Annotated in this window: 20 protein-coding genes and 1 other annotated feature; of the genes, 6 read left to right on the forward strand and 14 right to left on the reverse strand. The window is 51.1% G+C overall.

Features of this window, described 5'->3' with window-relative positions:
* Positions 1 to 9 precede the first annotated feature (9 nt).
* Positions 10 to 1,305 carry a homocysteine synthase gene (locus MRBLPE1_RS21735; protein ID WP_364149304.1) on the reverse strand — a complete coding sequence of 432 codons (1,296 nt, stop codon included), beginning with the start codon at positions 1,303 to 1,305 and terminating at the stop codon, positions 10 to 12.
* An 87-nt stretch (positions 1,306 to 1,392) separates the two neighbouring features.
* Positions 1,393 to 1,977, reverse strand: a complete 585-nt coding sequence (locus MRBLPE1_RS21740) for a ComEA family DNA-binding protein (RefSeq protein ID WP_364149306.1) — start codon at positions 1,975 to 1,977, stop codon at positions 1,393 to 1,395.
* 196 nt (positions 1,978 to 2,173) lie between these two features.
* Here MRBLPE1_RS21740 and comER point away from each other — a divergent pair, with 196 nt between their 5' ends.
* The gene (gene comER / locus MRBLPE1_RS21745) at positions 2,174 to 3,013 is read left to right on the forward strand and encodes a late competence protein ComER (protein ID WP_364149308.1); all 840 of its coding nucleotides are present in this window, start codon (positions 2,174 to 2,176) and stop codon (positions 3,011 to 3,013) included.
* 40 nt (positions 3,014 to 3,053) lie between these two features.
* Here comER and leuS read toward each other — a convergent pair whose 3' ends face one another.
* The 6 genes from leuS to MRBLPE1_RS21775 form a co-directional block, all read right to left on the reverse strand.
* Positions 3,054 to 5,492, reverse strand: coding sequence for a leucine--tRNA ligase (gene leuS, locus MRBLPE1_RS21750; protein WP_364149310.1), 2,439 nt, complete (start codon positions 5,490 to 5,492; stop codon positions 3,054 to 3,056).
* Between the two features lie 82 nt (positions 5,493 to 5,574).
* Positions 5,575 to 5,820, reverse strand: a binding site (T-box leader).
* Positions 5,821 to 5,885: 65 nt separating this feature from the next.
* On the reverse strand, positions 5,886 to 6,209 hold the full coding sequence (locus MRBLPE1_RS21755) for a hypothetical protein (RefSeq protein ID WP_364149312.1): 324 nt from the start codon (positions 6,207 to 6,209) through the stop codon (positions 5,886 to 5,888).
* Positions 6,210 to 6,355: 146 nt separating this feature from the next.
* The gene (locus MRBLPE1_RS21760; RefSeq protein ID WP_364149773.1) at positions 6,356 to 7,588 is read right to left on the reverse strand and encodes a CynX/NimT family MFS transporter; all 1,233 of its coding nucleotides are present in this window, start codon (positions 7,586 to 7,588) and stop codon (positions 6,356 to 6,358) included.
* A 57-nt stretch (positions 7,589 to 7,645) separates the two neighbouring features.
* Entirely contained in the window at positions 7,646 to 8,851 is a 1,206-nt protein-coding gene (locus MRBLPE1_RS21765) for a GNAT family N-acetyltransferase (protein WP_364149314.1), read from the reverse strand.
* Positions 8,852 to 9,006: 155 nt separating this feature from the next.
* Entirely contained in the window at positions 9,007 to 9,309 is a 303-nt protein-coding gene (locus tag MRBLPE1_RS21770) for a hypothetical protein (protein ID WP_364149316.1), read from the reverse strand.
* A 62-nt stretch (positions 9,310 to 9,371) separates the two neighbouring features.
* Complete coding sequence (locus tag MRBLPE1_RS21775; protein ID WP_364149775.1) at positions 9,372 to 9,566, reverse strand: YwbE family protein; 195 nt, start codon at positions 9,564 to 9,566, stop codon at positions 9,372 to 9,374.
* A 128-nt stretch (positions 9,567 to 9,694) separates the two neighbouring features.
* On the opposite strand from MRBLPE1_RS21775, the gene MRBLPE1_RS21780 reads away from it, so the two are divergent.
* Together MRBLPE1_RS21780 and MRBLPE1_RS21785 are read left to right on the forward strand one after the other, a co-directional pair.
* Positions 9,695 to 11,518 carry a DEAD/DEAH box helicase gene (locus MRBLPE1_RS21780; protein WP_364149318.1) on the forward strand — a complete coding sequence of 608 codons (1,824 nt, stop codon included), beginning with the start codon at positions 9,695 to 9,697 and terminating at the stop codon, positions 11,516 to 11,518.
* 278 nt (positions 11,519 to 11,796) lie between these two features.
* Positions 11,797 to 11,889, forward strand: a complete 93-nt coding sequence (locus MRBLPE1_RS21785) for a YjcZ family sporulation protein (RefSeq protein WP_364149320.1) — start codon at positions 11,797 to 11,799, stop codon at positions 11,887 to 11,889.
* 58 nt (positions 11,890 to 11,947) lie between these two features.
* Here MRBLPE1_RS21785 and MRBLPE1_RS21790 read toward each other — a convergent pair whose 3' ends face one another.
* The 3 genes from MRBLPE1_RS21790 to MRBLPE1_RS21800 all read right to left on the reverse strand — a co-directional run bounded on the left by MRBLPE1_RS21790 (position 11,948) and on the right by MRBLPE1_RS21800 (position 15,234).
* Entirely contained in the window at positions 11,948 to 12,745 is a 798-nt protein-coding gene (locus MRBLPE1_RS21790) for a Cof-type HAD-IIB family hydrolase (protein ID WP_364149321.1), read from the reverse strand.
* Between the two features lie 76 nt (positions 12,746 to 12,821).
* A complete protein-coding gene (locus tag MRBLPE1_RS21795; RefSeq protein WP_364149323.1) occupies positions 12,822 to 13,574 on the reverse strand; it encodes a pseudouridine synthase in 753 nt (250 codons plus the stop codon).
* 1 nt (position 13,575) lies between these two features.
* The gene (locus tag MRBLPE1_RS21800; protein ID WP_364149325.1) at positions 13,576 to 15,234 is read right to left on the reverse strand and encodes an RsmB/NOP family class I SAM-dependent RNA methyltransferase; all 1,659 of its coding nucleotides are present in this window, start codon (positions 15,232 to 15,234) and stop codon (positions 13,576 to 13,578) included.
* Positions 15,235 to 15,374: 140 nt separating this feature from the next.
* Here MRBLPE1_RS21800 and MRBLPE1_RS21805 point away from each other — a divergent pair, with 140 nt between their 5' ends.
* Positions 15,375 to 15,890, forward strand: coding sequence for a thioredoxin family protein (locus MRBLPE1_RS21805; protein WP_364149327.1), 516 nt, complete (start codon positions 15,375 to 15,377; stop codon positions 15,888 to 15,890).
* The gene (locus MRBLPE1_RS21810; protein WP_364149328.1) at positions 15,887 to 16,423 is read left to right on the forward strand and encodes a PCYCGC motif-containing (lipo)protein; all 537 of its coding nucleotides are present in this window, start codon (positions 15,887 to 15,889) and stop codon (positions 16,421 to 16,423) included. The genes MRBLPE1_RS21805 and MRBLPE1_RS21810 overlap by 4 nt, the downstream gene beginning before the upstream one ends.
* 87 nt (positions 16,424 to 16,510) lie before the next feature.
* On the opposite strand, the gene MRBLPE1_RS21815 is transcribed toward MRBLPE1_RS21810, so the two are convergent.
* A complete protein-coding gene (locus tag MRBLPE1_RS21815) occupies positions 16,511 to 17,314 on the reverse strand; it encodes a GTP pyrophosphokinase (RefSeq protein WP_364149329.1) in 804 nt (267 codons plus the stop codon).
* Positions 17,315 to 17,331: 17 nt separating this feature from the next.
* Complete coding sequence (locus tag MRBLPE1_RS21820; protein ID WP_364149331.1) at positions 17,332 to 18,429, reverse strand: quinone-dependent dihydroorotate dehydrogenase; 1,098 nt, start codon at positions 18,427 to 18,429, stop codon at positions 17,332 to 17,334.
* Positions 18,430 to 18,603: 174 nt separating this feature from the next.
* Here MRBLPE1_RS21820 and MRBLPE1_RS21825 point away from each other — a divergent pair, with 174 nt between their 5' ends.
* Entirely contained in the window at positions 18,604 to 18,744 is a 141-nt protein-coding gene (locus MRBLPE1_RS21825; RefSeq protein WP_364149333.1) for a hypothetical protein, read from the forward strand.
* A 5-nt stretch (positions 18,745 to 18,749) separates the two neighbouring features.
* Here the strand turns inward: MRBLPE1_RS21825 and MRBLPE1_RS21830 are convergent, their stop codons facing one another.
* A complete protein-coding gene (locus tag MRBLPE1_RS21830; protein WP_364149335.1) occupies positions 18,750 to 20,156 on the reverse strand; it encodes a L,D-transpeptidase in 1,407 nt (468 codons plus the stop codon).
* Positions 20,157 to 20,252: the final 96 nt, after the last annotated feature.

A 20,252-nucleotide genomic window follows, 5' to 3' on the forward strand; every position in this document is an offset into this window, starting at 1 on the left:
TCGATTTGATTAGCCTTGTTGGCTGGCCGCTAAGGCTTGGCTGAGATCCGCCAAGATATCTTCAATTCCTTCTGTACCGATGGATAGGCGAATCATTCCCGGAGAAACGCCCGCACTCGTTTGCTGCTCCTCCGACAACTGCAGATGCGTCGTGCTTGCCGGATGGATGATAAGCGACTTAGAATCGCCGACATTTGCAAGATGAGAGAACAATTCAACCGAGTTGATCACTTTTTTACCGGCTTCAATGCCGCCTTTAATTCCGAAAGTCATAATGGCCCCCTTGCCCTTCGGCAAATATTTTCGGGCAAGGTCATAAGAAGGGTGGCTTGCAAGCCCTGGGTAATTCACCCATTCGACCGCTTCATGGGCTTCCAAAAACTCAGCTACCTTCTGCGCATTGGAGCTGTGGCGTTCCATCCGCAGATGAAGCGTTTCAAGGCCCTGGAGTAACAAGAAGGAATTGAAAGGCGAGATTGCGGCCCCCATGTCGCGAAGCAATTGCACGCGGGCTTTGATAATGTAGGCAATCGGTCCAACCGCATCCGTATATACAACGCCGTTGTAGCTTGGATCCGGTTCGGTCAAGCCCGGGAACTTCCCGCTTGCTTTCCAGTCGAACTTCCCGCCGTCTACAATGATACCGCCGATTGATGTGCCGTGTCCGCCGATAAACTTGGTTGCCGAATGGACAACGATATCCGCGCCATGCTCGATAGGTCTGCAGAGGTAAGGGCTTGGGAATGTATTATCCACGATAAACGGGATTCCGTTCTCGTGCGCGATCGCGGCGACGGCTTGAATATCGATCACGTCGCCCTTCGGATTCCCGATGGTTTCCGCGTAAACGGCTTTCGTGCGCTCGTTAATCGCGGCGCGGAAATTTTCCGGATTGGACGGGTCTACGAATCTAACCGTAATGCCCAGCTTCGCAAGCGAAATCGAAAATAAATTGTAGGTGCCTCCGTACAAGCTGGTCGCGGATACGATTTCATCGCCCGCACCGGCAATATTCAGTATGGCGTATGTAATAGCCGATTGGCCAGAAGCAACCGCAAGGGCTGCCGGAGCGCCCTCCAGCTCCGCTACGCGTTTCTCAAAAACATCCGAGGTCGGGTTCATGATTCTAGAGTAGATATTGCCGAATTCCTGCAGCGCGAATAAATTTGCGGCATGATCCGTATCTCTGAATCCGTAAGATGTCGTCTGGTATATAGGCACCGCGCGCGACAACGTAGTTGGATCAATTTGCTGACCTCCGTGGACGGATAGCGTATCAAGAGAAAGCTTGCGTTGTTCTGACATTTTCTCGACTCCTTCTACTTTATGAATGTTTGATAAAATAATGGCAAGCGCTGGATTATTCGCCCGCTTCCTTCCATTCTCTCACAATTATGGACGGGCTACAATGCCATCTTGCATGGCTTGCAGCAATTTTTCGCCAATTCCCTTGACCCGCAGCAGATCGTCTACCGAAGCATATTTACCATTTTTATCTCTATCTTCAATAATAGCCTGCGCTTTTGCAGGGCCTATTCCCTTCAATGCGTCAAGCTCCGCCGCCGTCGCGCGATTGATGTCGAGCTTGCCTGTTTCATTCGCTTCCGATTCTGCTTCGGGGTCTATAGCATCTGAGGGGATCGCTTCAGCGCCTGCCGTATCCGCTTCTAAAACGGCCTCTTTTTCCGGCTGCGCTGGTTTTTGGGTCGGCGTTTCGGAATGGCCAACCCTGTCAGATTTATCGTCTGCGCCAGACGTTGATTTCAATATATTCGCTTGACGCCCGACGGTCCCTTCCTCTGACTCCTCCAGTGCTGATATCGCTTCTTCTACAGCCTCGTTTAAAGGTGCCCAGTTTCCGGTATCGCTGCGCTTTGGCTCAAAAAAAGCCGCAGCAAGCAGAACAACCGCCGTAACGATAAAGAGAGAAGCAGCTAAGAGCTGTTTGTTAGATAAGCGCTTTTCAGCTGATTTCATTTCAATTGACCCTCCCCATGCAATCGACAATTTATTTGGAAACCGGTGACATATAAAACAAGTCTTTATGAATAAGGTAAGAGAGCAACCGAAAAGATTTAAATGATTGATTTTGACTCGGGATTTGCTGCGCTTGGCCTAGTTTCAATCGCTCTTAGCTGGTCATGCACGCGCCAAACCTATAGGAGGGTTCAGCATGAATGTCGGATTTATCGGGACGGGCACGATGGGAAGCCTGCTTATTGAAGCACTGATAGCATCAGGTGCATTATCGCCAACACAAATTGCCGTAAGCAACCGCACCTTTGCAAAAGCGCAAGCTTTGGCCAACCGGTATTCCGGCATGAAAGCCGAGTTTACGAATGCTGCGGCTGCCTGCGGCTGCGATATTGTTTTTTTGTGCGTCAAGCCTTTGGAATTCAAAAAAGCGGTGGATGATATTAAACCCGTCATAAGACCGAATCAAATCGTCGTCTCCATTACTAGTCCCGTGCTCATCTCCCATCTGGAAGGCGAGCTGGATTGCAAAATCGCGAAAGTGATTCCAAGCATTACGAATCATGTTTGGAGCGGAGCATCGCTGTGCATCTATGGCCAATCGGTTGATGAAGACGATAAAACGCTGCTGGAGGATTTGTTATCCCATATCAGCCAGCCGCTTCGAATAGATGAAAGCTTCACAAGAATCGTCTCCGATTTATCGAGCTGCGGGCCCGCGTTCATTTCCTTTCTGCTTGAACAATTTGTTGACGCGGCCGTCGAGGAAACAGGCATCGGACGCGAAGAAGCGCTGCGCGTAGCAAGCGCAATGCTCTTGGGCACGGGTTTGCTGTTGACCGAAGGAGGCATGACGCCAGCGGAGGTTCAGGAAAGAGTTGCCGTCCCCGGTGGAATAACGGCCAAAGCGCTTAACATGCTCCGCCGAGAGACCGATGGTGTGTTTAACCAGTTGATCCGCACAACCCATGATAAGTTCAAAGAAGATTTAGCCAAGGTTTCGAGCGCCTTTATAGGCGAAGAGGTGAACGGTCAATAGCTGTTCTTCAGCTAAATCCCGTTCACCTCTTCAATTTGCATTAATTTGCAACGATGTTCACTAGCTTGCCTTTAACCGCAATCACCTTGCGGATCGTTTTACCGGCAATCAGCTCTTGTACTTTTTCAAGTTCCTTCGCCAAGCTTTCCATTTCGGCAACGTCCATGTCTGCCGCGATGGAAACGCGGTCCGCGATTTTTCCATTCACTTGAACGACGATCTCTACCTCTTGATCGACGGTCCAAGCCTCATCGAAGGTCGGGAACGCAGCGTACGTAAGCGAATCCGTGCGCCCAAGCTTTTCCCAGAGCTCTTCCGCAATATGCGGGGCAATTGGCGAAAGCAATTGAACGAATTGCTCCATTGCAGCTTTCGGCAGCACTTCTGTTTTGTAGGCTTCATTGACAAAAATCATCAGCTGGCTGATTACGGTATTGAAGCGCAAAGCCTCATAATCCTCCGTAATTTTCTTAATGGAACGATGCCACGTACGCTTGAAAGCATCGCTTGTATCGCCGTCTCCGATTTTGGCGTTAAGGCTGCCGTCCTCGTTGACGAACAAACGCCATACGCGGCTGAGGAAACGATAGGTTCCTTCGACTCCGTTTGTGTTCCATGGCTTCGTCGCTTCAAGCGGACCCATAAACATTTCGTACATACGCAAAGTGTCTGCCCCGAACTCATTTACGATATCGTCCGGATTTATGACATTACCGCGCGACTTGGACATTTTCTCGTTGTTGTTGCCAAGAATCATCCCTTGGTTAACCAGCTTATGGAACGGCTCTTTCGTATCAACCACGCCGATATCATAGAGCACCTTATGCCAGAAACGGGCATAGAGAAGATGCAGCACGGCATGCTCGGCTCCGCCGATGTACAAGTCAACAGGAAGCCATTCCTTCTGTTTCTCTGGCGAACAAAGCTGTTCATTGTTCTTCGGATCTATAAAACGCAAATAGTACCAGCAGCTTCCAGCCCATTGCGGCATCGTATTCGTCTCGCGGCGAGCCTTCATGCCGGTCTCGGGGTCAATCGTGTTTACCCAATCCGTAACCACTGCAAGCGGGGATTCACCCGTGCCTGATGGTTTAATCGCATCGACATCAGGCAGCAAGAGCGGCAGCTGGTCCTCCGGAACGGTCTTCATCGTGCCGTCTTCCAAGTGGATAATCGGAATCGGCTCGCCCCAATAGCGTTGACGGCTGAACAGCCAATCGCGCAGGCGATACGTAATTTTGCCTTTGCCTTTACCTGACGCATCCAAATGCTCGATCATTTTGGCGATCGCTTCCTCATTCGTCAAACCGTCCAGGAAATCGGAATTGATATGTTTGCCGTCTCCGGCGTAAGCTTCCTTCGCGATGTCGCCGCCTTGCACGACTTCTACGATCGGCAGATCAAATTGCTTTGCGAACTCCCAGTCACGCGCATCGTGGCCCGGCACCGCCATAATCGCGCCTGTGCCGTAACCGGCTAATACGTAATCCGCAATCCAGATCGGCGTTTTTACGCCGTTTACCGGATTAATGGCATAAGCGCCGGTGAACACGCCTGATTTGTCCTTCGCCAAATCCGTCCGCTCCAGGTCGCTTTTGCGCGCAGCAGCCTCTTGATAAGCTTCAACCGCCGCTTTTTGCCCCTCGGAAACGATCTTCGCAACCAACTCATGCTCCGGCGCCAATACGCAGTAGGTTGCCCCGAACAAAGTATCCGGACGAGTGGTGAACACCACCAATGAAGAGTCATGTCCGTCAATCTCGAACGTAACCTCCGCACCCTTCGATTTTCCGATCCAGTTCCGCTGCATATCCTTAATGCTCTCTGACCAGTCCAGTTCTTCCAAATCATCCAATAGACGATCGGCGTATTCGGTAATTTTCAAGATCCATTGGCGCATCGGTTTGCGGACAACCGGGTGGTTTCCGCGCTCGCTGAGGCCGTTAATGACCTCTTCGTTAGCAAGAACCGTTCCGAGCGCCTCGCACCAGTTAACGGATACCTCCGCCACGTAAGCTAGGCCGCGGTTATACAATTGAATGAAAATCCATTGCGTCCATTTGTAGTATTCCGGATCCGTCGTGCTGATCTCGCGGTCCCAATCGTAGGAGAACCCGAGCGATTTGATTTGCCTGCGGAAATTATCGATATTTTTGAACGTGATGTCGCGCGGATGCTGGCCGGTATCAAGCGCATGCTGCTCTGCCGGCAAGCCGAATGCATCCCAGCCCATCGGATGAAGCACGTTGTAGCCCTTCATTCTCTTGTAGCGGGACACGATATCCGTAGCCGTATAGCCCTCCGGATGGCCGACATGCAAACCTGCGCCTGACGGGTAAGGAAACATATCCAACGCGTAAAACTTCGGCTTCCCTGCGTCCTCCGTCGTTTGGAATGTCTTGTTCTTATCCCAGAATTGCTGCCATTTCGGTTCGACAACAAGCGGATTATAGCCGTGAAATTGCTGTTCTTGACTCATTTGATGATATCCTCCTAAGTAAATGTGCTGTATGCCGCCAGCTGCATAAAAAACATAAAACCTCCCGCCCCTAGCGATAATCGCTAGGGACGAGAGGTTGTTCTCCCGTGGTACCACCCTAGTTAGCGGCAGGCATGCTTTGCCTTACGCTCACTTGTCGCCCTTATCGCAGGCCAAACGGTGCTCTTCTCCATACGATAAGCCTATCGCAGGATCATTCGCACAGCTCCAAGGCGAGCTTCATTTCGCAGCAGGTCCGGCTTCCACCCTAAACGCCGGCTCTCTAAGCCTTGCCATCGAAATTACTGTTCCTCTTCAACGCTCCATATGCATAAAATTGGTTAGTTTCGATTATAAAGATCAAGCGGTTCGGTGTCAAGAGATCCGTCCCCGCTAGATGCGCGATGCTCCGCCCTGGCGGCCCATCGTCACGATTCTTACGAGAAGCGCGAGCAGCAGGCTGTGTATGGCAATTCCAACGAGCGCATTGCCAAATCCCGAAATAACGATGAGCAGCCAGAGTGCAAACGGCGGAAGCTGAATTAAAAACAACAAGCCCAGGCCGATAGACCATTTGCTCCAAAACCGTACCGCATTTTGCTCGGATCCGCTCTCCGTTTCCATGAAGGCATAGCTAAACCCCAAACCGTTCAAGTATAAAATGCCTGTGATAATCGATAATGTTCCTACGAGCACAATCAGCCCTTTTTTCCCCATTCGGCTTCATCCCTCTCAAGTCAGCTTAGTTTCCCCTACTTTGAAAGAACATGAATTCCGCTGGGAAAGCGTCGGAATAGTCGGGGCATCCTCCTATACGAATGCTATCCAAATATTGTTGCGCTTAACCTTCATTTGATTTGCTTTTATTCCCATATCTCGGAGGGCAAATATTTATTTGCGCCTGCGCCCCAGCCAATTATGCCAAAAATCACGGTGACGACCGCCAGCATCGCCAGTGAAACAATCCAATTATGGGTTCGGTCATGAATAAAACCGAATAACAGAGGTCCGGCAGCGGCAAGCAAATAGCCAATGGACTGCGCCAAGCCTGACAGCTGCGCCGATTGCTCCGTACTGCGTGTCCGAAGCACGAAGAACATAACGGCCAGGCTAAAGCCTGATCCCCCTGCTATTCCAAGCAAGATCATGCAAACCGGAATCAGCGCAGAGCTTCCTATTAACAAACCTAGATATCCAATCAACAGAAGCGCTGCCGTTAATACGGCAAGCCCGCGTTGACTGGCTTGCTTTCCCGCGATCACCGGAATGATAAAGGTCGCAGGCAAGCTTACGAACTGAAGCAGCGACAGCATCCAGCCTGCATCGGCATGACTCATGCCTCGATCAAATAAGATTTCAGGCAGCCATGAAATATTGACATAAAAACAAAACGATTGCAGACCCATAAACAAAGTGACCTGCCATACCAAAGCAGAGCCCAGCATGCTTGGCCTTTTCACTCTGTCCCCTGTTTTTTTCAAATGCCTAATTCGGGTGATCGGACGCGTTTGCGGCAGCCACGATGCAGTCGCAATGAGCGCAATCAACGACCAGAAAGCGAGCATCCCTTGCCAACCGAAGCCAAGCTGCTCCGCGATCGGAATGCTGAAACCCGAGGCTAGCGCTGCCCCTAAATTCATAACGACCGAATATAAACCCGTCATCATGCCGACAGAGGTTGGAAAATCCCGTTTGATCAAGCTCGGCAGCAGGACATTTGCCGCCGCAATCGCCATGCCAAGCAGTACGGTTCCTGCAAACAAAGCCGCTGCGAATGGAAGCGAGCGGATGACGATCGCGCCCGTCAGGATAACCATGGCAAGAAATAAGGTGTTTTCCATGCTGATTCGCTGCGCGAAGCGCGGAGCCAGCGGAGAAACGAGCGCGAAAGCGAGCAGCGGCAGCGTCGTCAGCAGTCCGGTCATGGCGCTCGATAACCCGAAAGAAGATTGAATATCCGAGACGATCGGCCCTACGGCCGTAATGGAGGCCCGCAAATTAGCGGCGATCAGCAGGATGCCAAGCAGAAGCAGCCACGAGCCTGTTAAAGCAACCGGCCGCGCGGACGCCGCGGATGTCCCTTTTCCGTTATTCATTTTCACTAAATAATCCTTCTTTCTCATGCTGTTCATTCTATGTTGTTAAGCTTCCATTTAACGGCCTATAACATTCGATACGCGATACCAGTATTCATACTTTGCGGAGTAGCCGATCTTGTCATACAGGGCATTTGCCGGTTTATTATTTTTGACGACAAGCAAATACCCCTCCGCCGCCCCCTGTTCCTTCCCCCATTGCAGCAAATGCAATACAAGTTGCTCGCCAAAGCCCCTATTCCGTTTACCTGAATCCGTAATAATATCGTAAAGCCCCACCCAGCCATCCTCGATGACTGCATATCCGCATGCAACCGGTATGCCGTTTTCATGCAGGGTCGCGAAGCATTTTTGCAGCGGCGATTGCAAAAGCATTTTACGGGTAGCGGTCCGGTGCTCGTCTGTTAATCCGCTAAAAATCGATTGGGCATCCAGCCAGCTTTCTGAGAGCTCGTTCTCGAGCCATACATCCGCAAAACTAGGCGTTTGGACGTCGCTTAAGTGTATGGTCTTTACGATTGTCTCATCGACCAGCTCATAACCGCGCGAGGCCAGCTCCTCGTCAAGCCCTGCAGGTTGGCTGAACGGCGTGATTTTAAAAACCGTACGAAGGTTTTGACCCGCATACCGTTCCTCGCATTCGCGAATTTTAGCGTCCAGCTCTAAGGTATGTCCGTACAGCGGATTAACCGAGTTGGATCGCTTGGTATATCCCTCCGCAAAACGCAGCAGCCACCCGTCATATACGACCGTTTGCAGAGCCGGCCAACCATTCAAGCTCATTTCCTCGATCCTTAAATGCAAAAGCCGTTTTATCGGCAGGATATGATGCTGGTCATGCCAAATAAAATCCTTTAAATACTGCGGCGTCTGGAACGGATGCCCGTCCGCGTCCTCATAAGCGCCTTCGTATCGCTCGACCGAAAACCGGCCTATCGCGAGAATGATCCGTTCACGGCTATGTATCGCTTGAGCTGTCAGTTCTATCCTCGAGGTGTTCTTTCCGTAGTCTTTCGCCATTTCATTAAACTCATCATAGTCCAGATGTTTAACGGTGAGCGGCAGGCCCGCTTCCGCTTTTGCGATCGCCTCTTCGTAAAAATAATCGTCCCACCGCTTTATATGGGCGACAACCTCGCGTACCGACCATTTCCCTGAGGCGACGCTCTGATTCCAAAAGCGATCATCATATTTACCCAGATCGGCTGCAAAAGCCATCCATTCCCCGAAGCTTTGCAGAAGCTGCTCTTTTTCAGTAGCCATTCTTGTTCCCTCTCTCTTTAAGGAAGTAAACGCATTTTTGCTTTCCTTTCATCATAATAGATGCTTCGTTTACGGGCGAGAGGATTTTTCGAACGAACAACAAGAAAAAAGCTGCTCTATGAGCAGCCGGCAATATCTATAATCCGCGCGTTTGCCTACTGCAAGCCGAAGCGTTCAAGCTGCTCCAGCTGGCTCGACCGCCGCAATACCTCGCCCTGCTTCGGGCCATGCAAGTCGAAATGGGGATACTCGGATCGGGCATGGATATAACGGGGGTTGAGTCCGTTATCCAGACACCAGCGCGAGAGTTTCTCCATATCGGAGCAGCCAACCTTTGTCACGGTCCGCATGTTCGGAAACCTGGGGTCTAGCCAATAATGCGTAAGAAATGCAATTTCTCCGCGCGCAACTGCCGCCTTCCAGTCATCCATCTCTTTTCTTTTTATGCCGAATGCCATCTTACACGCTCCTTAACGCTTAGAATTACAAGGCTCGTCATATAGGACCGCTCAAAGAATCATTACGCAAAAATGTTTTTGACTCTGCCTACCTGGCCATCGGCGAGCCTTACTTTGATACCGTGGGGATGCTTGGGAGCATTCGTGAGAATATCTTTTACGACGCCCCGTGTAAGCTTGCCGGTGCGTTGGTCCTGTTTTAATACGATATCTACCTGCAGGCCCGGCCTTATTGCCGAGCGCTCTGTTCCATTCATCATTACCATTCCTCTGCTGCTCATAATATTGGCTTCTAGCATAGCATATGCAAAGTAAAGATGCACAATATAAGGACAGCTGTTATACTTAACATCAAACGATGTTTACGAAAAGAGGAAATGTATTAATGTCTAACGCATTTAATGCTTTGGGTATCATTCCCAAGCTTAGCGAACTGCTTCACCATGATGGTATTACCGAACCGACTCCGGTTCAAAAGCAAGCAATCCCTCTCCTGCTAAATGGACAGGACGTCATTGCGCAAGCGCAAACGGGCACCGGCAAAACGATTGCTTTTGCGCTGCCTATTTTGCAACGAATTAACATAGAAAAAGAACAAGTACAGGCCCTCATTCTAACGCCGACTAGGGAGCTTGCCATACAAATAACGAGCGAGCTCAAAAAACTCGTTCCTGCTGTGGGCGTTAGCGTGCTCGCCGCTTACGGCGGTCAAGATGTCGATGCTCAAATCCGCAAGCTGCAGCGTTCCCCGCATATCGTAGTCGCTACGCCGGGCCGCCTGATCGATCATATGAAGCGCGAAACGGTCAGCTTGGGCAAGCTGCAAATGCTTGTTCTCGATGAAGCCGACCAAATGCTTCACATGGGATTCCTGCCCGATGTGGAGAGCATCATTTCGCAAACGCCGAAAGCGCGCCAAACGATGCTGTTCTCCGCGACGATGCCTGATGCCATTCGTAAGCTGGCAGCGGATTACATGAAAACGCCTGTGGATATCCGCGTTCGGAGCACGAACGTGACACTGGACAGCATTACGCAGATCGTCTACGAGACGACGGACCGAAGCAAGCAGCAAACGCTTGTTCATTTGCTGGAGCGCCATCAGCCGTATCTAGCGGTTATTTTTTGCCGGACGAAGGTTCGCGCCAAGAAATTGAATAAAGAGCTCCAAGAAATCGGCATTGAATCGGATGAGCTGCACGGCGATTTGACGCAAGCCAAGCGCGAGCAGGTCATGAAGCGCTTTAGAGACGCCCGCTTGCAGGTACTAGTTGCGACTGACGTTGCGGCTCGCGGACTCGATGTGGAAGGCGTCACGCATGTGTATAACTACGACGTTCCGCAGGACGGCGAGCTTTATATCCATCGCATCGGCAGAACCGGCCGCGCCGGTCAGGAAGGTGCCGCGATTACGCTCGCAACGCCTTATGACAAAAACCACCTTCTGCTCATCGAGCAGAGCATTAACGCCAAGCTTACGCGTCGGGCCATTGACAGCGAAGGCAATGAAACTTCCATCCGGGCGCAATCCGGCGGCGATCGTCCTGAGAAAAGCCGGGGAGCAGCCGGCAGGACCGGAACCCGCAGCGCAAGCGGCAAGCCTGCAGAAGGCGGCCGTCGCGGACGGGACCGCTCCGGTCAATCCGATCGCAATGCCAAGCCAGGCGGACGCAGAGGCCAGCGCGAGAGCTTCCGTCCTGCTGCATCCGGCAAACGCACTGGAAGAACAGCTGATGTACGGGGTGAGGTTGCCGAAACGGCCGGTGTCACTTCCGGTTGGTCCGCTCGCCGCGGGGAACGCTTCGATAATGACGGCGCGGCGCGCGGCGACGATCGCACAAGCACCCGCAGCAGCGCGCCACGCGGCGGCGAACGATCTGCAAATCGCGGCGGCGCAGCTCGCGGCGGCGAACGCTCCGAAAGCCGCGGCGGCGTAAACCGCAGCAGCGGCTTTGGAAGCCCGCGCGGCGCTGAGCACGCTGCCGGACGTGCTCCTTCGACGGTCGACAGCCCGTGGGAAGCCGCTCGCAATGATGCCAAAGCAAGCAATAACCGCGGCGCTGTCCGCGGCAATGCCCAAGCTGGCGGCCGCGGAGGCCAACGCGGCAACTCTTCAGCAGGCGGTCGCAGCAGTGCCCCTTCCAGCGGACGCAGCAGTACGCGTGGCGGAAGTTCCTCCAACAAGCCGCGCGGCGGGCGCAATCGTTAACTCTTAATAAAAGTGGTTCTGGTAGAATGTTAATCATTCTGCCGGAACCACTTTTTTTTGATGCAAGACATTTCCCCCTCCCTAACATTTGGCGGAACGGCAGCCGTCACGGTCTTCTGCTCAAATTAACGGAGTAAATGCCTAATATTCGGTAAACCGAGACAAACGTCCAATCGATACGGGACATTTTTCATATACTGCAGTATACCGAACGATGGGAGATTAAGTTCGATCCGAATCGCCCGGGGGCCGGAAATTTTATATTAGGGGGAATTGGCATGTCCGGTGTACATGGAGGTTTTACGTCAGTAGGCGTAATTTTGGTATTGTTCATTCTTCTGGTAATCATATCTAGATCCGTTCTTATCTAAATCCGCGTGAAACCATACTAAAAACCGTCTGAGCGTATGCCCAGACGGTTTTTTGCGGTTAACGCCAGGCGTATTCTCGCAGCGCCTTGGCGACGCCGTCCTCGCTGTTCGAATAAGCGACCGCATTTGCAGCCCGCTTAACCTCTTCCGGAGAATTGCCCATCGCAATGCCCATACCTGCAAATTGCAGCATGGTTATATCGTTATAATAATTGCCGATCGCCAAAATGCGGCTGCGTTCGATGCCTCTGATTTCCGCAAGCTGCTGCAGCGCCCTTCCCTTATTGGCTTCCAAATGGTGAACATCGATAAAATAGTCACCGCTGCGTATGGAATGAAGCTGCTTGGGCCACCCCGCCCATTCAGCCTGTACGATATCCATCTTTTCTTTGCTTCCAAACACCGTGAATTTCACAAGCCCGTTTGGCAATCCGAGCCGAAAATCTTGAACTAAAGGCTTGGCTTGATAATGTCCATACATAACCTCTGCTTCAGGAGTCATGCTCTCAACCATCATCTCAAACGCCGTGTTCAAATCAAAGTGAATGCCATTATCGCGGCAATAGCTTACGAAGCCGAGCAAATGCTCCGGAATCATTGCAAACTCATGTACGATGGAACGGTCGTTCGAATTAATGGTGGCTGCGCCATTATGCGTAATTACGGTACCGCTAAGCCCAAGCTCCTTGAGTATGGGAAGCGCACCAGATGGTCCCCTGCCCGTGCATAAAACAATTTGGGCGCCTCGGCTAGCAGCCTCATTTACCGAATCCAGAATCGCCTCCGTGAGCACGTGGTCATCCGTTAACAGTGTTCCGTCTACATCTAAAGCAATTAGGTCATATTGCAAACTCATAACCGCTCCACTCCTATCCCTATCTCTTTCTCTCTTTCTATCTGGTTATTATACAGGCTCTTGTTATTAAATAGAATTACTCAGCCGATTTCCTATGCGAACGCAGGAGCTCGACTTCCTCTTCGGACAATTCCCGGTAAGAGCCCTCAGCAAGCAATTCATCCAGCTTAAGCGGCCCCATCGAAACTCTTTTCAAATGGACGACCTGCTTGCCGACAGCTTCAAACATTCTTTTTACTTGGTGAAACTTACCTTCCATGATCGTAAGCGATATGCTTGAATAGATCCCGTCTTCCCGCTGCTCGCGGCCGCTAATATGCAGCTCGGCTGGCATCGTAACGTAACCGTCATCCAATGTCACTCCGGATTTGAAAAACTGCTTGTCTTCTTCTGCTACATCCCCTGACACCAGTGCCTCGTATGTTTTAGCCACATGCTTGCGCGGAGACAACAGCTCATGCGCCAGCTGTCCGTCATTCGTGAGCAGCAGCAGGCCGACCGTATCTTTGTCGAGCCTCCCGACTGGAAACGGATCACGCAGCCGGTCCTGCGGCTCAAGCAAATCGATAACCGTACGCTCGCGTCCGTCCTCCGTTGCCGAAATAACGCCTTGCGGCTTGTTCATCATAAAATATACGACTTCCCGGTAAACAACAGGAACACCGTCAAAAGTAACCTCCGTCGCTTCCGGATCGACAACTAGCCCGCTGTCCTTGATAACCCGGCCGTCTACCTCAACCATCCCGAGCTTAACCGCTCTTTTAATTTCGCTGCGCGTGCCATGCCCCATATGCGCGAGCAGCTTGTCTACCCGTATTTTTTTGCCCATGCTACATCCATCTCCATCCTGCAGGAAGCTCATTTTTAATCATGCCTCCTGCATATTTCCCCCATCCAATCGGATAGCCGTCCGTGCAAACCAGTATATATCCATTGGCAGGCGCCCCGTCTTGCACTTTGATTTCCGTTTCCTCAACGAATAAGGTTTCGCCTTTGAGGAAGCGGAGCGTCTGCTCATTATCCGAACTCCAATCCACGGCACGAACCGCCGTGTCAAAGGTTAAGCCCATTGCGAGCGGATGCGACGGCACAAATCGGGCGCGTGCCGCTTCGCCGACATACCAGCCTGCTCTCACGACGCGTAAACCGTTTAACGCTGGAAGCTCGTCAGGCTGAATATAAACGCGTGATCCGTAAGCCACCGCATGTCCCGGCCAGGTTAATGCATTTGTCGCAAATTGTCCGGCAAATTGATGCCAAAGCTCCACGGGGTCCATTTCGACCGGTTCTTGAGCAGCGAGACCGTCCCGGCCGTTAGCTGAAGCACGTTTGGCAGCAGGTCGATCTGTTCCTGCGCTTGCCCAATCCATTCTCGTTTGGCGTTTACCCGCCCGCCTTTCCTCTCTGTGATCCGCTTTTCTCTCATGCCGATTGCCGCTGCTCTTCGAAGCTTCCCGTTTCAGGGCCCCGCCAGCGGGTCGCGTGTCGGGTCGTACCGGAGAAGAAGCCGCAGCTAGAATCCTTTCCGCAGGCTCAGACATCCTTTCTCCGCTGCGTACAAGCACAGCCGCATAATGCCCTTCTCCCTCAATGAGATGCGGCCACAGCCTTACCGTGCCGCTGATGCTTTGCAGGCGCTCTGGGCCAAGCGGCGCGGCTTCAGCCGCTAAATCGGCACGGCCGGGTGTCCAACCAAAACGATGCGGCACAGGTGCTATATAGAAATCGGGATGATCGGCCAGAAAACATGCGATTTGCTGTTCATTCTCTTCAGGCGAGAAGGTACAAGTCGAATATACGATACGCCCTCCGGGCGCCAGCATCGCTGCCGCATGCTTCAGAATGTCATGCTGCATGACCGAGCACCGTTCGATCGAATGTTTCTCCCATTCCGCAATCATCGACTCATCCTTGCGGAACATGCCTTCTCCGGAGCACGGCGCATCGACGAGAATGCGGTCGAACCATTCCGGGAATACAGCCGCGATGGCTGCAGGCTCCTCGTTAAGCACGACTGCATTGCGGACACCGGCAAGCTCGATATTTTTAGCCAATGCCTTCGTTCTTTCCTTAGCATTGTCATTGGTAACCAATACGCCAATTCCTTGCAGCTTTCCGGCAATCTGAGTCGACTTCCCGCCAGGAGCTGCGCATAGGTCCAGCACGCGATGGCCGGGCATGATGTCCAGCAGCTCAACGGGCGCCATTGCACTCGGCTCTTGAATATAATACAAGCCTGCATGATAATGCGGATGTTTGCCGGGACGCTCGCCTTCCTCGTAATACACGCCATCCGGCGCCCAAGGAATCGGCCGCAGCTTTCCCTTCATCGAGCTAAGCTTCTTCCATTGTTCGACATCAAGCTTTAATCGGTTGATTCTCAAGCCATATACTCTCGGAGCATCATAGGAAGACATAAATTCGTCATATTCGTCTCCTAGCAGCTTTTCCATTTTTTCCGTGAAATTACGCGGCAAATTGCCGTTCATGCTCAGTTCCTCCTGCCAATTATCGTCGATGTCCATGCACTTACATACTCATATGGCTTTGTTATATAATATATTTAAGTAAGAACAAGCCTTTTGTCGGGTTTGTCCGCCATAATCCTGTTTCGGAGGTATTCGCACACATGAAAAAGAAAAGCAAAGTCAAAATGATCTACGTTTATATCGGAATCGTTGTACTATTATTCGGTTTTATTTTCATTCTTAACAACAGCGGCAAGGTCAATGCGCTGTATGGCAAGCCCGTATCACAATTGAATCCGGAAACGCGCAAGCAGCTTGACGATCCTAACTACCAGAATATCATATTACCGGACGTATTGGACAAGAAGGTTGCCGATAAGGAAGATTTCTTCGTCTACTTATTCGCTTCCGACTGCCCGCATTGTCAGAAAACGACACCTCAGCTTATGCCTTTGGTGGACGAGCTGGGCATAGATTTGCCGCAGTTTAACCTAAGAGAGTTCCCTTCATATTTCAATAAGTATAACGTGGAATATACGCCTACCCTTGCTTATTTCAAAGACGGCGTACAGGTCGACAAGCTCGAGGGCGGTCTTGCCGAAGAAGGAGCTACAGGCTACAGCATAGAAGATTTCAGGGCGTTCTTTAACAAATATTCGGGAGCTGAAACCAAATGATGAAACGTCAGCGCCTTTCGGACGAACAAATCGCAGAGGAGCAAAAAAGCTCGCGCATTCGCGGATTTGTATATGCCATGATGCTTGCATTCGCTGTCATTACATTGCTCACCGCATGCGGCTTGGCGGATGACGATAAAGCGGGCGCTGAGCATCAACACGGTTCAGAAACATGGCAAACGACAGCTTCCTATGACGAGATGCCAGCCTTTCTCTCCGATTACACGCCGCATACCAGCGAGCTTTATCAAGCGGTACATGACCACGCTGACATCATGAGCGGAATTACCTGTTATTGCGGATGTGCAGAAGGCGTTGAGGTTGAAAACCCGCATGATTCCCTTCTACGCTGTTACGTTGCAGAGCATCCCGCGGACGAGGGCAGCGTAACCTGGACGAATCACAGCACCAGCTGCGGCATTTGCAAGAAAGAGATGGAAGAGGTCATCGCTTTAAGCAAGCAAGGCAAGACGACCGCTGAGATACGGGCTGCGATAGACGACCTATACAAGCCAAATAAATCCATCGACTAGTCCTGCCGATTGACAAAAAATAAAAGAAGGGGCTGTGCAAAGTGTCTAATTAGACCTTTGCACAGCCCCTTCTTTGTTTTCTATGAATTAACCTTGGCTGCCTTTTTTGGCTTTCGCGATTGCCGCTTGAATATCGAGCGAAAGCTGATTCAGCTCATGGTAATCTTCTTTCTCGAACTTTTCGTTGAACTTCATTTGAAACTGCGCCGCTTCGCGAACCCGGTGATAGAAATATAAGTCTTGAATGCCCTTTAACACCTTCGAGACCACATTGGACTGTTCCTCGAATTCCGTTTGCGCATCCAAAATTTCTTTGCGGATGCTGGTCATTTCCGTATCGAGCTGCGATGCGGCTTCCGCAGCTTTTTTGAGACGATTGCGCACATCCTCCGGCAAGCTTTCTTTAAATTTATAATTCAAGGAATGCTCGATCGTCGCCCAAAAATTCATCGCCAGCGTTCGGATTTGAATCTCGGCAAGCACGATCTTGTATCCGAGCGCGGTTTGGACCGGGTATTCGACAATCATATGGTAGCTGCGGTAGCCGCTGTCTTTGAAATTCGTGATATAGTCCTTCTCGTACACGAGTGAAAGATCCTTGCGCGTACGTATCAAACCAGCCACGCGATGAATGTCATCTACAAATTGGCACATAATACGAATTCCCGCAATGTCCTCAATTCCCGTATCCAGCTGATCCGAAGGGACATTCAGGCGTTTCGCTTTCTCCAAGATGCTTGATATTCGCTTAACCCGGCCGGTGACAAATTCTATAGGCGCATAAGCTTCTCTTATCTTCAATTCAACCCGCATTGTCTTAAACTTCACTTTAAGTTCTTCAACCGCTTGTTCATAAGGCTGTAAAAAAAGATTCCAGTCTCTACCGTCCATCCGGCCGCCTCCTGTTCTTAAACGTGATCTGCGCCAACTGCCTCGGCAATATTTCGGTAGCCATCTTTGCGTAAACATTCCTTCAAACCGTTCGTCAATTCACGGAGCAATCCAGGGCCTTTGTAGATAAGCGCCGTGTAGATTTCAACCAAGGAGGCTCCTGCGCGGATTTTATCGTATGCATCTTGTGCCGTAAAAATGCCGCCGGATCCAATAATCGGCAGCTGCCCGCCGGTTTGGCGGTAAACGGCGCGAATCACCTCGGTCGAACGCTCACGCAGTGGCTTGCCGCTGAGCCCGCCCGCTTCGCCAGCATTCGAATGCTGAAGCCCGGTGCGGGATAAGGTTGTATTCGTAGCGATTATCCCCGATACGCCGCTCTCCATAATGGAAGCAACGGTGAGCTCCAGCTGCTCATTCGTCATGTCTGGCGCGATTTTGACAAGAACAGGTTTGGCTTTTGCACCTACTTTCGCCGCTTGCGTGTTTATTTCCTTTTTTACGGCGCTAAGCAAATTTCTCAGCTCTTCACCGTGCTGCAGATCGCGCAGATCAGGGGTGTTTGGCGAGCTGATATTGACGACGAAGAAATCTCCATATGTATACAAATCCCGAATGCAGGTTTGATAATCCTCATGGGCCAACTCATTCGGAGTCGTTTTGTTTTTACCGATATTAACGGCAATCGGAATCCGGTTTATTTTGCGTCGCGACAGCTTCTCTGCCATAGCTGCCGTTCCCTCATTGTTAAAACCCATCCGATTGATGAGCGCTTCATCAGGGGGAAGACGGAACAATCTAGGCTGTTCGTTACCGGCTTGTCCTTTTGGAGTCACGGTGCCAACCTCGGCGAAGCCAAAGCCTACGCTTGAGAAACCGTCTGCCGCTTTGCCGTTTTTGTCTAGGCCGGCAGCAAGCCCTACCGGGTGCGGAAAACGCAATCCGAACAGCTCAGTCGCAAGCTCGGGCGACTCCGCTACGCCGTACATAGCATGCATGAGCCCGTTTAATCCAGGCACTGTCCCTCCTGCGGCTAAGCCGTCAATAACGAGATGATGGGCCTTTTCCGGGTCCATTCGAAAAAATATCGGCTTTAAAATTGAAGAATAAAGCAACTTACTCACTCCGATCTCAGATGTATGTTCTACCTGACAGTTTATCTTTTTTGCGGCAAAAAGAAAAGAGCCTGCACCCAAGGCGCAAGCATCCGTTATATTGCGGCTTGTCTAGAAAACGATTACAATGAGATCATATTCCTTATCATTTTGAAATAGAGAGGTTGATAGTCGATGAGTTCACCCAAAAGAAAGCCTGCAACAATGAAAGCGAAGCCGAAGGAAGAGGTAAACAAGAAAGCGCTCATTTGGATCGGCTCTATCGTCGGCGTAATTATCGTTGCGGTGGCGTTGCTTTTAGTTTTCACTTCGTAAGACTCTTACGTCAACCATTTATAAACTTTCGCGGGATTGGTTTCATTCTGGCGCGGTTCCAGCCTAAAGCGTTCTGCTGGTATCTGCTGTTCGGTTGGAAGCGTCCCGTTTTTTATATGCACAACGGTTCCGAGCGGTACCATATCATAAAGCTCCTCGACATCTGCCTTGCCCATCCGAACGCAGCCCAGCGAATCATCCTTGCCCAAGCTGCTTGGCTCATCGGTTCCATGAATGGCATATAAGGTATTCGAGAGCGTCATGCCGCGGCTTCCGAAATCTCCATCTTCGCGTCCGTTTGGATTTTTGACCTTTTCGCTGATATAAAAGCTTCCCTCGGGCGTTTCTTCTCCTCCAAGACCTACCTGGTAGCTGCGCACGATGATATCGCCTTGAACGACGGCAAGCCTGTGAGTCGATTTATCCACAACGATCGTAAGCGGCCGGCTCCATTCTTGATCTAAAATCCCATTGCTGCCTACGATCGTGTTAGTACTCGGCTTACTCTCGTTATCTTTTTCCGCTGCCGGCTGACTGCCCTCATCATCCGTTTGACCAGAAGCTCCGCCGCTTTGGTCAGGGCGCACGCTCTTGAGCTTCTTCAGAACAAGCGGAAACATGGCTTGCATGCCTTCTCGTTCTCCGGCGATCACATTATTCGGGTAAGGCTGGATCAAGTCATTCAGCCACTCCGGCCATTTTTTGTATTTCTTCTTATATTGGTAGATAGCGCTTGCGAGCGTCCAGTGCGTCTCCTGCTGCTCTCGCCAGTCCATATAACGTGCAGTGGCTTCAGCAGTATCGGACGGCTCACACGAGCAGGCAAGCCGATCAAACATCGTCACATTTAGCTTTCCGTTTCCATTATCCTTCTCCACGGACATTAGCAGTCTTGTGTTCCCAATCCATTTGCGCCAGCCCTTATCCGCTTCCAGCCTAGCCGCGATGGTGAATGGAGGAGCTTCGTTTCCTGCAGCCACTAAACGATTCCAGGCAATGCCAATCGGATTCAATTCTTTTTGAGGAACCAATACGATGCCTAGAGGAAGGCTATAATCCTGCGCAACCGGTGGAGGTTCTAGATCCTTGTTATTATTCATAGCGCCGTTCGCCGGCACTAACACGGCTACGAGCAGCAGTAAAGCCGCTAATGCTGCGGTTCTGCGGACAAGCCTTTTTTTCTTTTGCCGCGATCCCCATTCTCTGAGCATCTGCAGATGATTTTCCGATAACGGGTGGCTCTCATGTTCAAACGCATCGTAAACCTCGCCCGCCTGCAAAAAACAATAATTCGCTTTGCCTTCTTTTCCGGCGAGCAAATATTGCTTGCCAAGCAAATACCACCCCATTTGGTTACCGGGGTGCTGCTTTACAAATTGCTTCAAATAGAATAGATCTTCTGGAGAGACCATCCTCCATCCTCCCAACTTATGGTATGTTCTCTATATCGGCAGGATGGAAGCCGGTTTGTATCCCTTCTGTTTTTTTGCTATGCGCGCATAAAGCAA

It is taken from the genome of Paenibacillus sp. LPE1-1-1.1 (assembly GCF_040676435.1).
Lineage (GTDB): Bacteria > Bacillota > Bacilli > Paenibacillales > Paenibacillaceae > Pristimantibacillus.